The organism is Pontibacter populi, assembly GCF_040278685.1.
GTDB lineage: Bacteria > Bacteroidota > Bacteroidia > Cytophagales > Hymenobacteraceae > Pontibacter > Pontibacter populi.
Genome location: NZ_JBEOKT010000002.1, coordinates 177,168 through 191,814, shown reverse-complemented (window position 1 = coordinate 191,814; position 14,647 = coordinate 177,168). Strand labels below are relative to the sequence as shown.

General features: G+C 46.1%; 11 protein-coding genes. 8 read left to right on the top strand and 3 right to left on the bottom strand.

Translation table 11 applies throughout. The features are described 5' to 3' along the window. The first annotated feature begins 6 nt into the window (after positions 1 to 6). The 6 genes from obgE (at position 7) to ABS362_RS02660 (ending at position 6,410) form a co-directional block, all read left to right on the top strand. The gene (obgE, locus tag ABS362_RS02685; RefSeq protein WP_350410739.1) at positions 7 to 999 is read left to right on the top strand and encodes a GTPase ObgE; all 993 of its coding nucleotides are present in this window, start codon (positions 7 to 9) and stop codon (positions 997 to 999) included. A gap of 249 nt (positions 1,000 to 1,248) precedes the next feature. Next, entirely contained in the window at positions 1,249 to 1,821 is a 573-nt protein-coding gene (locus ABS362_RS02680) for a nucleotide exchange factor GrpE (RefSeq protein WP_350410738.1), read from the top strand. 4 nt (positions 1,822 to 1,825) lie between these two features. Continuing rightward, positions 1,826 to 2,965, top strand: a complete 1,140-nt coding sequence (gene dnaJ, locus ABS362_RS02675; RefSeq protein ID WP_350410737.1) for a molecular chaperone DnaJ — start codon at positions 1,826 to 1,828, stop codon at positions 2,963 to 2,965. 189 nt (positions 2,966 to 3,154) lie between these two features. Beyond that, the gene (locus ABS362_RS02670; protein ID WP_350410736.1) at positions 3,155 to 4,066 is read left to right on the top strand and encodes an ABC transporter ATP-binding protein; all 912 of its coding nucleotides are present in this window, start codon (positions 3,155 to 3,157) and stop codon (positions 4,064 to 4,066) included. After that, the gene (locus ABS362_RS02665; RefSeq protein ID WP_350410735.1) at positions 4,059 to 5,420 is read left to right on the top strand and encodes an ABC transporter permease; all 1,362 of its coding nucleotides are present in this window, start codon (positions 4,059 to 4,061) and stop codon (positions 5,418 to 5,420) included. Before ABS362_RS02670 ends, ABS362_RS02665 begins: the two co-directional genes overlap by 8 nt. Positions 5,421 to 5,531: 111 nt before the next feature. Continuing rightward, positions 5,532 to 6,410 (top strand): ChaN family lipoprotein, encoded by an 879-nt coding sequence (locus tag ABS362_RS02660; protein WP_350410734.1) that lies wholly within the window; start codon positions 5,532 to 5,534, stop codon positions 6,408 to 6,410. Positions 6,411 to 6,480: 70 nt separating this feature from the next. On the opposite strand, the gene ABS362_RS02655 is transcribed toward ABS362_RS02660, so the two are convergent. Further along, complete coding sequence (locus ABS362_RS02655; protein ID WP_350410733.1) at positions 6,481 to 6,828, bottom strand: HesB/IscA family protein; 348 nt, start codon at positions 6,826 to 6,828, stop codon at positions 6,481 to 6,483. Positions 6,829 to 6,984: 156 nt separating this feature from the next. Here ABS362_RS02655 and ABS362_RS02650 point away from each other — a divergent pair, with 156 nt between their 5' ends. Next, the gene (locus ABS362_RS02650) at positions 6,985 to 7,506 is read left to right on the top strand and encodes a DUF7935 family protein (protein WP_350410731.1); all 522 of its coding nucleotides are present in this window, start codon (positions 6,985 to 6,987) and stop codon (positions 7,504 to 7,506) included. Between the two features lie 618 nt (positions 7,507 to 8,124). Here ABS362_RS02650 and bshA read toward each other — a convergent pair. Together bshA and ABS362_RS02640 are read right to left on the bottom strand one after the other, a co-directional pair. Further along, positions 8,125 to 9,267 (bottom strand): N-acetyl-alpha-D-glucosaminyl L-malate synthase BshA, encoded by a 1,143-nt coding sequence (gene bshA, locus ABS362_RS02645; protein WP_350410730.1) that lies wholly within the window; start codon positions 9,265 to 9,267, stop codon positions 8,125 to 8,127. Between the two features lie 75 nt (positions 9,268 to 9,342). Further along, the gene (locus ABS362_RS02640; RefSeq protein ID WP_350410729.1) at positions 9,343 to 12,294 is read right to left on the bottom strand and encodes a serine hydrolase domain-containing protein; all 2,952 of its coding nucleotides are present in this window, start codon (positions 12,292 to 12,294) and stop codon (positions 9,343 to 9,345) included. A 428-nt stretch (positions 12,295 to 12,722) separates the two neighbouring features. Between ABS362_RS02640 and mutL the strand changes: the two genes are divergently transcribed. Continuing rightward, on the top strand, positions 12,723 to 14,555 hold the full coding sequence (gene mutL, locus ABS362_RS02635) for a DNA mismatch repair endonuclease MutL (RefSeq protein WP_350410728.1): 1,833 nt from the start codon (positions 12,723 to 12,725) through the stop codon (positions 14,553 to 14,555). The last annotated feature ends 92 nt before the right edge of the window (positions 14,556 to 14,647 follow it).

The window sequence follows — 14,647 nt, the reverse complement described above, 5'->3', positions numbered from 1 at the left end:
CCAACATTGGCATCATCAAACTTTATAGATTACGTTAAGATCTGCTCGCGCTCCGGACACGGCGGCGGCGGTTCTGCACACCTGCACCGCGACAAGAAAACGGCAAAAGGTGGGCCTGATGGTGGCGACGGCGGTCGTGGCGGTCATGTTATTCTGAAAGGCAATTCCCAACTATGGACATTGCTGCATTTACAATACCGCAAACACATTATTGCTGAAAACGGCCAGAATGGTGGCCCAAGCCACTCAAGCGGTGCCCAGGGCGAAGACCAGGTACTGGAAGTGCCGCTGGGTACAGTTGCCAGAAATGCCGAAACCGGCGAAATGGTGTGCGAGATCACCGAAGACGGACAGGAGATCATTCTTACTCCCGGCGGACGCGGTGGACTTGGTAACGCACACTTTAAATCGCCTACAAACCAGACGCCACGCTACGCCCAGCCCGGCGAAGAAGGTCGTGAAGAATGGGTGATTCTGGAGCTGAAGCTACTGGCTGATGTTGGTCTGGTTGGTTTCCCGAATGCAGGTAAGTCTACGTTGCTTTCTGTAGTGTCGGCTGCAAAACCTAAAATTGCCAACTATGCCTTTACAACGCTGGTACCAAACCTGGGTGTTGTAGCTTACCGCGATTACCGCTCGTTTGTAATGGCCGATATTCCGGGTATTATAGAAGGTGCTTCCGAAGGAAAAGGGCTTGGTTTACGATTCCTGCGCCATATCGAACGTAACTCTATGCTACTGTTCATGATATCCTGCGAGAGCCCTGATATTGCGGAGGAGTACAGGATACTACTGAATGAGCTGGAAACCTTTAACCCGGAACTGCTGGATAAAAAACGTTTGTTAGCCATCACTAAATCCGATATGCTGGATGAAGAGCTGGAGAATGAAATGCGCAGCACATTGCCCAAAGAACTGGAGACAGTGTTTATCTCGAGTATCACCGGTAAAAATATCTCTCAGTTGAAAGACATGATCTGGAATGCTTTAAACAGCTAAGCCAGCATTTTAAACTATAACATCAGATCGGTAGTGGCTCACAAGGCTGTCTACCGATTTTTTTTAAACGCCTCGGGCTTTAATTTTGAATAACAGACTTCTGATTAACTGAATTTAAACAGTAGCTATTCAGTTAATCAATTATTCAGTCATTTTAAATTAAGCAGTGCCAACTTGGCACAAGCGCCGGTTTGGCAAGACAATTGAAAAGACAAAGTAGACCTATTCATCTAACTTTTTTAAGGCATTATGTCAGATAAAGATATTAAAAAAGAACAGGAGCACGAGGAATTGCAGGAGAATACTGCCAGTGCTGAAACGGAAGAAAACCTTAACCAGGTAGACGAAACCGAAGAAACTGCTACCCAAGACCAGCAAGATGGTCCGGCTGCAGAGTTGGCAGAAATGAAAGATAAGTACATCCGTTTGATGGCCGAGTTTGAGAACTTCAGACGCAGAACTGCAAAAGAGCGCCAGGATCTTCTAAAAACCGCTAACCAGGACCTGATGGGCGAGTTACTGCCTGTACTGGACGATATGGAACGTGCACGCCAGTCGATAGAGGCAACTAAAGATGTGGATGCAATGTTGCAGGGGCTGGAATTAGTTTTCCATAAATTAAAACATGTAACACAGCTGAAAGGCCTGAAGGCAATGGATATTCCGGCTGGTTCTGAATTTGATGCTGACATGCACGAAGCAGTAACCCAGATTCCGGCTCCATCTGAAGAGCTGAAAGGCAAAATAGTAGACGTGATCGAGAAAGGTTATACTTTGAATGATAAGGTGATCCGTTTCGCAAAAGTTATAATAGGAGCGTAAGCAAATGGCCAAGAGAGATTATTACGAAGTGCTGGAGGTAAGCAAGAGCGCCACACAGGATGAAATAAAGAAAGCTTACCGTAAACTAGCCATCAAATACCACCCGGATAAGAACCCGGACGACCACACAGCAGAAGACAAATTTAAGGAAGCTGCTGAGGCGTACGAAGTATTAAGCGACCAGCAGAAACGTCAGCGCTACGACCAGTTCGGTCACCAGGGCATGAATGGCGGTGGCGGCGGTATGAACATGGATGATATCTTCTCTCAATTCGGGGATATTTTCGGTGGCGGCAGCCCTTTCGAGAGTTTCTTTGGTGGTGGACGCCAGGGGGGCGGTGGACGCCGTCAGCGAAAAGGCAGCAACCTACGCATTAAACTTAAGCTTAACCTGGAGGAAATTGCCAACGGAGTTGAGAAAAAGATAAAAGTTAAACGCTATGTAGCCTGCAGTACCTGTGGTGGTAACGGAGCCAAAAACGGAACCGAAATGCAGACATGCGGTCAGTGCCAGGGTTCGGGCCAGGTGCGTAAGGTGGTGAACACCATGCTGGGCCAGATGGTGAGCACGGCAACTTGCCCAACCTGTAACGGCGAAGGTCGCATTGTAACCAAAAACTGTGATGCTTGTCATGGTAGCGGTCGTGAGCTGCAGGAAGAGGTAATAACTATAAATGTACCGGCCGGTGTAATGGATGGCATGCAGTTGTCTATGAGCGGTAAAGGTAACGTGCCGGAGCGTGGCGGTGTGCCGGGAGACCTGTTGATCCAGATCGAAGAAGAGGCTCATCCAACCCTGAAACGTGATGGGAACAACGTGATTTTCGACCAGTACATCAGCTTTATGGATGCTGCCCTTGGTGCCGATATTGAAGTACCAACTATAGGCGGTAAAGTAAAGATCAACATCAAGCCAGGTACGCAAAGTGGCGAGATCTTCAGGTTGCGTGGCAAAGGTATTAAAGACATAAATGGCTATGGCAAAGGCGATCAATTGATCCATATCAACGTCTGGACACCGAAAAACCTGAACTCAGAAGAGCGTGCAATGCTGGAGCGACTGCGCGATTCAGATAACTTTGCACCGCACCCGGGCAAAAATGATAAAGGCTTCTTCGAGAAAGTGAAAGATTACTTTCAGTAAGAAACTATGAACTATAAAAAGAGCCGGTTCCTGATTCAAGGACCGGCTCTTTGCTTTTATATCCTTTACTATAATTGCTTTATCAGGCTATAGTTATAGTTTGTCGAAAAGTATAGTATAAAGCTGATATAAAGTTGTCGTTCTGATGCTTAAAAGCTATTTTTGATTACATCAAATGGTTTTTCAGCTTTGAGTATTCTAAAGATTGATGGCGTTACGAAACGCTATGCTAACCACACTGCCCTCGATAATGTAAGTTTTGCCATACCGGCAGGCTGCATTTTCGGTTTACTGGGCCCTAACGGAGCCGGTAAAACTTCTCTCATCCGTATTATAACCCAGATAACCGGTGCCGACGAAGGCGAGATTTACTTCAGGGGTGAGCGTCTGAAACCCAGCCATATAAAGGACATGGGTTACCTGCCTGAAGAGCGCGGACTTTACAAAAAAATGAAGGTAGGGGAGCAGCTGTTGTACTTAGCGCAGCTCAAAGGCCTTTCTAAAGCTGATGCCACAGCCCGCATAAAAACCTGGGTAGATCGTTTTGAGATACGTGAGTGGTTAGGCAAGAACATCGAAGACCTTTCGAAGGGGATGCAGCAGAAGGTGCAGTTTATAGCTACTGTGCTGCACGAGCCAACGCTGATTATCCTGGATGAGCCATTTTCCGGTTTCGACCCGATCAATGCCAACCTGATAAAAGACGAAATTCTGCGCCTGCGCGACAATGGTGCAACGATCATCTTTTCTACACACCGTATGGAATCTGTAGAAGAGCTTTGCGATAACATTGCCCTTATAAACCGTTCGCAGAAAGTGCTGGATGGACCTGTGCGCGAAATTAAAGATGCTTATAAAACCGATACCTTCCAGGTAATTGGTAACGGCCATCTGCTTATAACCTCTCCTGATTTTAAGGTGCTGGAGCAGCACGAGAATCATGGCGTTTTCCGGGCAAACATTAAGCTGGAAGGCGGAACGACACCCAACGACTTGTTGCGCTACCTGATAGAGCGAGTAGAGATCCACTCTTTTGTAGAGCTGGTGCCAAGTATAAACGATATTTTCATCCGTAAAGTAACCGAAACATACCATGCATAAGATCTGGTTAATTATACAGCGCGAATACCTGACACGAGTTCGTAAAAAAAGCTTTATCATCATGACGTTGCTGACACCGCTATTGCTGGCTACTTTTATGATTCTGCCCGGGTTGCTGATAACGATGTCCGGCGAAGAGGAGACGGTGATGGTGCTAGACGAAAGCGGACTGTTTGCTAATAAACTTGAGAACAAGAAAGACCTGAAATTTGTGCACCTGGGTGGTAGCCTGGAGCAAGCTAAAGCAGTTTACCAGGAAACAGACAATACTGCGCTGCTTTATATCCCCAAGATCACGATTGATGATCCGAAAGGAATAACGATCTACGGCAAAAAGAACACCAGCATACAAACCCAAATGCGATTGGAAAACGCGTTGGAGAAGGAGATTGAGAACCAGCGATTCATGGCTTCCGGCCTGGACCGCGAGACCCTGGATAAAATAGAAGCTGATGTAAAGCTTAATACAATAAACCTGAGCGACGATGGGGAGAAAGGTAACAATGCTATTATCACATCGGCTGCCGGTGTAGTGGCTGCGGTTATCATTTACTTCTTCATCTTTTTGTATGGTGTGCAGATTATGCGGGGTGTTATAGAAGAGAAAACAAGCCGTATTGTGGAGGTTATCATCTCTTCGGTTAAGCCATTCCAGCTGATGATGGGTAAGATAATTGGTATAGCAGCGGTTGGCCTTACACAGTTTTTGCTCTGGATAATTCTCTCTTTTATAGCTGTAACCGCTGTTTCGGCTGCATTTGGTATAGATGCCGCTCCAAGCCCAATGGAACAGTACGAGGCAGGTAAAGTGGCTGCTGAAGGAGAGAGTGTGGCTGACATGGATGAAGAAAGCCCCGAAGAAGCCGCAGCTAACAGCGATGAGTTTGCCAACACTATTCAGGATGTGACCCAGAGCTTTGCCAACTTGCCGTTGCTGCTGATTTTTGGCTGTTTCCTGTTTTATTTCCTGGGAGGTTATTTGCTTTATGGTTCTTTGTTTGGCGCTATTGGAGCAGCCGTTGATAATGAAACAGACACCCAGCAGTTCATGATGCCGATAACTATACCGCTGGTAATCTCATTTATCATGTCTTACTCGGTGGTGCTGAAAAACCCGGATGGGGCAGTGGCTTTCTGGATGTCGATTATTCCGTTTACATCGCCTATAGTTATGATGGTGCGCGTGCCGTTTGGTGTGCCCGCCTGGGAACTACTACTATCTATGGGGCTGCTGATCTTAGGCTTTATATTTACAACATGGCTGGCTTCACGTATTTACCGCGTAGGTATTTTAATGTATGGCAAAAAGATCAACTATAAAGAGTTGTCTAAATGGCTGTTTTATAGGGTCTAAACTATAGTTGAAACTATAAGAGCCGGTGCTGAAAAGTGCCGGCTCTTTTTGTATATTGAATAGATAATCCGGTAGTTTGAATTGATTGGTGCACTACTTAACTATAGAGATATGAAAAAGAGAGTAAGCTTATTCTGTTTGTGTTTACTGCTAACTATAACTGCTATGGCCCAGGACAAACCTGCCTACAAACTTTTCACGAAAGCTGGCAAAGAGGTAAAGTACAGCAAAATGCTGGATGAGCTGCAAAAGGCAGATGTGGTTCTGTTTGGAGAGCAGCACAACGACCCGATAGCGCACTGGCTGCAACTGGAGGTAGCCAAAGACCTGCACGAAGCCCATCAGCAGAAGTTTTCAATAGGAGCCGAAATGTTTGAAGCTGATGTACAACTGGTGCTGGATGAATACTTAAGCGGAAAAGTAGCAGAAAATAATTTTGAACAGGAGTCGCGGCCATGGAACAACTATAAAACCGACTACAGACCGATAGTGCGCTTTGCCAAAGAGGCCAGCGTTCCGTTTATAGCTACCAATGTGCCACGCCGCTACGCTGCTATAGTTTCTTCGGGGAGCTTACAGGCTTTGGATAACCTGGCACCGGAAGCAAAACAATACATGGCGCCTTTGCCTATAATGGTGGATATGAATCTTCCGGGCTATAAAAATATGCTGAGCATGTTTGGAAGCAACACCCACGGTAACACCAAAGCCGAGAATATTGTGCAGGCCCAGGCCCTGAAAGATGCCACTATGGCCCACCTGATACTGAAGCAACTAGCCAAAGGTAACAAAGTACTTCACCTAAACGGCTCTTACCACTCTGATAACTACGAGGGCATAGGGTGGTATCTGAAACAAAAACAGCCAAACCTGAAAGTAGTAACTATAACCACCGTTACCCAGGAAGATGTAGAAAAGCTGACCGACGAGAACAAGAACAAAGCCGATTTTATACTTGTAGTACCGGCTACCATGACCAAGACTTATTAGCAGTAAACTATAAAAACAACAAAGCCCGGCTATCACCGGGCTTTGTTTATCTAAAAAGAAAAAGGTCTTTTTATGCTGAGAATGAGCTTCCGCAACCGCAGGTACTTTTCGCCTGAGGGTTGTTAAACACAAAACCACGTGCGTTCAGGCCATCCTGGAAATCAACTTCCATGCCCATTACATACATACCGTGTTTTTTGTCCATTACAAGCGTTACGCCATCCAACTGAAACACTTCATCAGTTTCTTTCGGCTTGTCAAAACCAAGAAGGTACGACATACCTGAGCAACCACCGCCCTGCACACCAATGCGCAGTCCGTATTCTGCCGGTACATTTTTCTCTGCCAGAATATTTTTAACTTCTGCTAAAGCTCTGTCTGTTATAGTTATAGGGGCTGTTCTTACTTCTGTTGCCATAGTTGTTTTGTTTCTAATAGATAGCAAAGTTACGCATTTCTAAAGATAAATACGTACCACTATACTTCGTTACTCTATTAACAGCGAGGCAGGCAAAATGATTTCAACTATATTAAATTAATTTTTTACGATATTTAGCGTTCTAAACCTGATATTATGGAACTGATCATAGATATTCTGAAAATTACGATTCCGGGACTTATAGTAGCTGTAGCCATGTACAAGCTAATAAAGAACCAGAATGAACGGGACTATAAACTGCGCCTGCTACAACTAAAACAAAAGAACGGCGAAGTGGTGATACCTATCCGTTTGCAGGCTTACGAACGTATTGTACTGCTGCTGGAGCGCATAACGCCAAGTAATTTACTGCTGCGCATAAGTGGTTCCGGCCACACAGCTTCCGATTACCACCGAATGTTATTGAGTGAGATACGTAACGAATTCAGCCATAACATGTCGCAGCAGATCTATATGAGTGAGCAGGGTTGGCAGCAAGTAAAACATGCCCGCGAAGAAGTAGTAAACCTTATCAACAGAACCTACCAGGAAATGCCGGATAAATCGAAAGGCACAGATCTGGCAAAACGTATCCTGGAATCTATCCTCGCCACAGAAACAGACCCAACTGCCCGCGCTATTAATTTCATAAAGCAGGAGATTGCACAGGTATTTTAAGGTAATGTTATAGTTTCTCTTTTGTCATCCAGACCGTCAGCTGAGGGATCATGTGTCCTATACTATTTGTCATTTCAAACAGCTTGAGAAATCTGGATTCTATAGTTTGATTTACATTTAACTTGAACCAAGCTATCCTTTCAAATCACTTCCAATGCTGGGAGCTTTAGTTACCTATCTTTTCAAAAGAGCTTTGGTGCCCTCACGGCCGGGAGGCCACGTCTTTGGGCATCGCGCTGCTGATTTGAAGCTACCCTCGTTACCTCGGGTTGGCTGCGCCACCGCAACAAATCAAAGGCGCTCAACCCAAAGACTGTGATCAATTCGATAGTAAAAGCTAAACTATAGTTCAAACCGGTAAGCTTCGAGTTTTATCGTGGCTGTAGTTCCGTAGGGACAGGTCGCGACCTGTCCGCTCTTGGTCTGTAACTATAGAACTATAAAGTCAACTATAGCTACAACAGAAAGTCCCCCTTTCGAAGGGGGCAGGGGGATGACTAACAGCAACTATAAAACTATAGCCCTAACCATAGCAAAAGCATAAATACCACGCTAAAAAAAATCCCCGGCACAGATCATTTACACCTGCACCGGGGATTTTTAATATCAAACTATAGTTTAACCGTTTATTTCGGCAAGCTGGGAGGCTATTATTTTCTGATAGAAGGCTTCATAAAGCGGAACGATCTTTTCCACATCAAATTCGTGGGCCCGGGCTAATGCATTGGCTTTAAAAGTTGGCAGGCGTTCATCATCCAGCACATAAAGGGCATTCTTAACCATACTTTCCACGTCGCCAACCGAGCTTACAAAACCGGTAACGCCATTCATGTTAAGTTCCGGAATACCACCGGCATCTGTCGAGATAACAGGTACTTCGCAGGCCATGGCTTCGAGCGCTGCCAAACCAAAACTTTCCTTTTCAGATGGCATCAGGAATAGGTCGGCGATAGACAATACTTCTTCAACGGCTTCCAGTTTACCTAAAAATCGCACGTCGTGGTAAATGCCCAGGTCACGGCAAAGCTTTTCCATTTTAGGGCGCTCTGGGCCGTCACCTACCAGCAAAAGTTTACTCGGTATATGCTCATGCACTTTATTGAAGATCTCGATCACATCTTCCACGCGTTTTACCGACCGGAAGTTTGACGTATGTACTAACAGCTTTTCGTCGTTAGGGCTGATAGCTGTGCGGAAATGCTCTTTCTTCTGGCGGCGGAACTTCTCGAGGTTTATAAAGTTTGGAATAACTTCAATGTCACGCTCAATCTGAAAAAACTCATATGTTTCGGTGCGCAGGCTTTCCGATACAGCAGTTACACCATCAGACTGGTTGATACTGAACGTTACCACCGGCTCAAAAGAAGCATCCTTTCCAACCAATGTAATATCTGTACCGTGTAGCGTAGTAATTACCGGGATATTTATACCCTTTGTTTTGAGTATCTGTTTGGCCATATAAGCTGCCGAGGCGTGCGGAATGGCGTAATGTACGTGCAACAGATCCAGCTTTTCGAACTGAACGATATCAACCATTTTACTGGATAAAGCCAGCTCGTAAGGCGGATACTGGAACAGAGGATATGATGGAATATATACTTCGTGATAGAATAGGTTCTCGTTAAAGAAATCGAGGCGGGCAGGCTGGCTATAGGTGATAAAATGGACCTGGTGACCCTTAAGTGCCAATGCTTTACCAAGTTCTGTAGCTACTACGCCACTACCGCCAAAGGTAGGATAACAGACAATGCCGATCTTCATAGTTGTTTTAAATATGCTGTAAACAACAAGTGCAGCAAACTTTTGTTGCTGCACCTGCCAAATTACGGATAATATTTATGTTTTCGGTATGATTGATTTATAGATCACATCATGTATACGGGTTCTGATGTTATACTTCACCAGTTTGGTATTGCCTGCATCCGGGAAAACCCTGTTAGACAGGAAGATATAGATCAGGTTGTTTTCCGGATCAACCCATGCGGCTGTGCCCGTAAAACCAGTGTGCCCATACGTACCAGGTGATGCCAGATTAGATGTCGGTCCATTGCCATCTGGTGCCGGTTTGTCCCAGCCAAGCCCACGACGGCTGTTCTTGTATTGCTTTTTGGCAAATTCGGTTACCACATCGGTCGTGAAGAACTTATGACCGCCATATTCACCTTTCTGCAGGTTCATCTGCATTAGCTTGGCCAGGTCGTTAGCGTTAGAGAATAAGCCGGCATGGCCACCCACACCACCTAGCATAGCAGCTCCCTGGTCGTGTACTGTTCCCCAAACCAACGTTTTACGGAAATAATTGTCATCCTCGGTAGGAGCAATAACTTCGCGAGAGTGTTTTAAAAGCGGGTTATAAGTTAGCGTACTCATGCCCAGCGGCGCATACAGGTTCTGCTCCAGGAATTCATCAATCGGCTGGTTAAGCATGTGCTCCGCCATTCGTTTCATGATATAAAAACCAAGGTCGCTGTACTTATATTCGTAACCTTTTACCTCCTTTTTCTTTGGCAGCAACTTCGAGTTCACAGTCCAGGTCCAGAGCGAATCTTCCATCGATTTGATAGAGTAGATACCTGGTGTTACTTCGTTAGGGAACACATCGGTCTGGGAGCTGGCGTAATATACCTGTGCTAAGGTGCGGTTATCCATGGTTTTCTGCCAGTGCGGTAAGGTAGCCTGCAAGCCAGCCTGGTGCGTCAGAATGTCACGTAGTATAAGGTTTTCTTTGTTTGTGCCTTTCAGCTCAGGTAGGTAAGTGGATATCTTACCATCCATATCGATCTTGCCCTGGTCTTTCAGGAACATAACGGCCTGCAACGTGGCTGCTACTTTTGTTATAGAGGCGATGTCATAAACCGTGTTGCTGGTTACAGGCTTTTCTTTGTCGTAGGTATAGTGTCCGTAAGATTTATTGAAAACCACAGTTCCATCTTTCACCACCATTACCTGTGCACCGGGTGTAGCGGCATAAGCAATTGCTTCCAGGGCGATGTTGTCGATTTGCGCCAATACTTTAGAATCCATGCCTACACTCTCCGGAACACCATATTTCAGGCGGCCTAAAGAAGTCGTAGCTATACCGGTACCAGATTTAAATTTAGGAGATGCCGTAACCGGAAGCTTGCCTTTTGCAGCACGTGCACCAAACAGGGCCTGCGCCATCAGCGACTGCGAAACCGGGTTATCTTCGTAGCCAACGGTCAGCCAGTTCGCATTCTCAAAGAATTTTAAACTATAAGCATTGCCCATCACCGTCACGATCACTTTCTTATCGGTGCGGTCCTGCAGGTATTGTATAAAAGCGCGTGTTCCTAAACCAATTCCGAAATCTTTGGCAGGCGTGCTGTTCATGTTGTGTATGCTTACAAGCACTACATCATGGCCTTCCAGTTGCGGAATAATGTTAGTAAAGGCTGAGTCCGGAGCAAAGCGGTCTGATATAGAGAATTTAGATACAGGCGCATAGTTGCCCAGTATTTCCTGGAACTTGTTATCCGGAGCCACACCCACAGCCACCGAAGCTATGCTCAGCGTATCGAGGTTACGGAAAGGGATCAGGTTATTTTTGTTAGCTACTATGGTTACAGCCTGCTCGTATAGTTGTTCCTGTACCACACCTGCCAGTGGGCGCGCCATATCCTGTTTCAGGTTGGCAAGCTGCACCGGCTTATAGTTGTTAAGGCCTACCCAGTATTTGGCGTGCAATATTTTACGCACACGCTGGTATAGTTCCGTTGTGTCGATCTGGCCTGCGGCTATAGCGCCTTTTATCTTATCTATAGCAGTAGGTACATCTTCCGGGAAAAGCAATACGTCGTTACCAGCCATCAATGCTCTCAGGTCTACTTCGCCTGGTTTATAGTAATTGGCAACGCCTTTCATGTTCAGGGCATCAGTAAACACCAGCCCCTTATATTTCATTTTTTCTTTTAGCAGGCCCGTTACAAGTGGCTTAGACAGCGTAGTTGCAAGGTTTTTGGTGCTATCGATCTTCGGTATATAAAGGTGCGCCACCATTACGCCCATAACGCCAGCTTCGAATGATTTCTTAAAAGGATATAGTTCTACCTCGGTCAGGCGCTTCATGTCGTGCTTGATGACAGGCAGGGCCAGGTGCGAGTCAGTATCAGTGTCGCCGTGGCCCGGGAAGTGTTTGGCAACAGCCATTACGCCGTGGTCCTGCAAACCTTTAATGTAGGCAATACCACGTTTGGTCACCTCTTCTTTCGACTCACCAAAAGAACGGTTACCAATTACCGGGTTAGCAGCATTTACGTTTACATCCAGTACCGGCGAAAAACTTACGTTCACACCTAGGCGCTTCATCTTCAGGGCAATTTCGCGACCCATCATATACACGTATTTCTCGTCGTTCATGGCGCCCAGCGTCATCTGGCGGGCAAAGTGTGTGCTACTGTCCAGGCGCATGCTCAGGCCCCATTCGGCATCCATAGCAATCAGCATCGGTACTTTGGCTTCGCCCTGGAAGCGGTTATTCAGGCGGGCCTGGCGCTCTGGCCCACCCTGCATGAACATAAGGCCGCCAATGCCATAGCGGGCTACTAGGGTATCAATTTCGCGGAAGTGTTTTTCTTTTTTATTGGAGTAGGCGGCAACCATAAAAAGCTGCCCGATACGCTGGTCAGGTGACATGGAATTGAAGACGCTGTCTACCCAGTTTCGCTCTTTTACGCCCACCACAATCTCTTCTGATGGCGATAACGACATCAGAGGGCCCATCCCGAGGAAAATAAGTATAAACAATCCTAAACTAAAACTCTTCAACATCCTATGCAGGTATTATATAATTGGAACAAGTCGAAATTAAGCCTATTTTTGCAAAAGGCGGTTACGGGAAACGGTAGTTAATCCGGCGAGATTAAAATGATCTCAGAAGGCTACCCGAAAGCTCAAAAGGAACCGAGTGGGCGGCTTAACTTTGCGGTAGCGCAGAAGTTTGATATTAGCCGATGCCTTTCTTCGTTAACGACCCTCAACCCCGAATCCGTACATGCTAATATTGCAAATTTAAGGATAAAAGCAATCGGTAGCTTATAAGTTTCCGAATGCCTTTTCTTAATCGGTCTGTAAATTAGTAATAAATTTTAATCAGAATTAGTTCTGTTTTCACAAATTAGTAAAAGTCAAAAATCCGGCCGTTTTTTAGAAATACCGGATTTAGTGCAAATCGTTTGATTTAATTAGCCAGATACCGGATGCCCGATATTATAAATTTACTGCCAGACTACTTAGCAAACCAGATCGCTGCCGGTGAGGTGGTGCAAAGGCCGGCTTCTGTGGTAAAGGAATTGCTGGAGAACGCCATTGATGCAAAGGCGACCAGTGTGCAGCTTATCGTGAAGGAGGCAGGCAAGCAACTGATACAGGTAGTGGATAACGGCATAGGCATGAGCGAGACAGATGCCCGTATGTGCTTTGAGCGCCATGCCACGTCTAAAATAAAGAGTACCGAAGACCTGTTCCGTATCCGGACAATGGGTTTCCGGGGCGAAGCAATGGCATCTATAGGTGCGATAGCGCAGGTAGAGATGAAAACCAAGCCACATGGCGCCGATGCCGGAACAAGGCTTTTAGTAGAAGGGTCGGCAGTTGTTACCCAGGAGCCGGTTGTGTCGCCATCAGGTACAAGTATAGCCGTTAAGAACCTGTTCTATAACGTGCCGGCCAGACGTAATTTTCTGAAGACCAATGCGGTAGAAATGCGCCATATACTGGATGAGTTTCAGCGTGTAGCCCTGGCATACCCGGAAATTGCTTTTTCGCTTTATCATAACGATGTGGAGGTATTTAACCTGCCATCGGCTAAGCTGAGCCAGCGCATTATCGGTATTTTCGGGAGCAACTATAAAGAGCAAATGGCCCTTTGCGATGAAGAGACGCCGTTTTTGAGTGTACGTGGCTACATAGGTAAGCCCGAGTTTGCCCGCAAAACACGCGGTGAGCAGTTCTTTTTTGTTAACAACCGCTTTATTAAAAGTGGCTACCTGAACCATGCTGTCATGACGGCATTTGAAGGGTTGTTACCAAAAGAGAGTTACCCTTTCTACGTGCTCTTTATTGATATTGAGCCTGATAAGATCGATATAAACGTACACCCGACCAAAACCGAGATCAAGTTTGACGACGAAAAAACGGTGTATGCTATAGTTCATTCGGCTGTTCGTAAGTCGTTGGGCACGCACAACATTGCCCCGTCTTTGGATTTTGAAGGAGACGTGAACTTTGCACCTTTACAGCCAATTCGTATTCAGCAGAATGAGGAAGCTTTTGAACAGGAGCGAACAACAACTGCTTATTCCTCGGGTTTCTCGAATCCATCTTCAGCTCCGAAACGAATGAGCTCTGCCGGGTGGGAGCAACTGTACGAACCAATCCGCAACCAGCCAACCGGCGAAGAACGTATTTCGTCGTCGGCAAGCACGAGCCTGCTGGATGATGCTTTTGCTGATAGTCCGGCCACTTCCAACAAAACGCTGCAGGTACATCAGAAATACCTGTTAGTTCAAGTAAAATCCGGGATAATGGTAATTGACCAACATGCAGCCCAGGAGCGGATATTGTATGAAAAGTACGTGGCGTCGCTGCAGAAGAAAGCTGTGATCTCGCAGGCATTGTTGTTTCCGCAAACTATAGATCTGTCGCCAACCGATGCTGCGCTGGTTAAAGAACTGAAAGCCGAGTTCCTGGAACTGGGATTCCAGTTCGAGGATTTTGGTGGTAACACGATCATCCTGAATGCGATACCTGCCGATGTGCAGGCGGCTAATGAAAAGGAATTGCTGGAAGAACTGGTAGAGCAGTACAAAAACAATATGGCCACCCTGAAGTTAGACAGAAGGGAAAACCTGGCGCGCGCGATGGCTAAACGACTGGCAAGCCGCCTGCAAACGCGTATGTCGGAACTGGAAATGAACTCGTTGGTAGATAAATTATTTGCCTGCCAGGTGCCAAACTATACGCCAGCCGGACAGAAAACACTTGTGATCATGGAACTGAACCAGTTGCACGAGCTTTTCCAGAAGAATTAATTGTTGAATTGTTGCTTGCTTTTTTCGGACTGAGCACCAACTATAGTATAGATTTCAGGCTGTTTACGTAAGCTGCATTTATACTTCAAACG

Bases quoted from the DNA above. Each gene is read 5' to 3' on its own strand.
- ABS362_RS02680 (WP_350410738.1), top strand. From the start codon at position 1,249: ATGTCAGATAAAGATATTAAAAAAGAACAGGAGCACGAGGAATTGCAG.
- dnaJ (WP_350410737.1), top strand. From the start codon at position 1,826: ATGGCCAAGAGAGATTATTACGAAGTGCTGGAGGTAAGCAAGAGCGCC.
- ABS362_RS02665 (WP_350410735.1), top strand. From the start codon at position 4,059: ATGCATAAGATCTGGTTAATTATACAGCGCGAATACCTGACACGAGTT.
- ABS362_RS02660 (WP_350410734.1), top strand. From the start codon at position 5,532: ATGAAAAAGAGAGTAAGCTTATTCTGTTTGTGTTTACTGCTAACTATA.
- ABS362_RS02655 (WP_350410733.1), bottom strand. From the start codon at position 6,828: ATGGCAACAGAAGTAAGAACAGCCCCTATAACTATAACAGACAGAGCT.
- ABS362_RS02650 (WP_350410731.1), top strand. From the start codon at position 6,985: ATGGAACTGATCATAGATATTCTGAAAATTACGATTCCGGGACTTATA.
- bshA (WP_350410730.1), bottom strand. From the start codon at position 9,267: ATGAAGATCGGCATTGTCTGTTATCCTACCTTTGGCGGTAGTGGCGTA.
- ABS362_RS02640 (WP_350410729.1), bottom strand. From the start codon at position 12,294: ATGTTGAAGAGTTTTAGTTTAGGATTGTTTATACTTATTTTCCTCGGG.
- mutL (WP_350410728.1), top strand. From the start codon at position 12,723: ATGCCCGATATTATAAATTTACTGCCAGACTACTTAGCAAACCAGATC.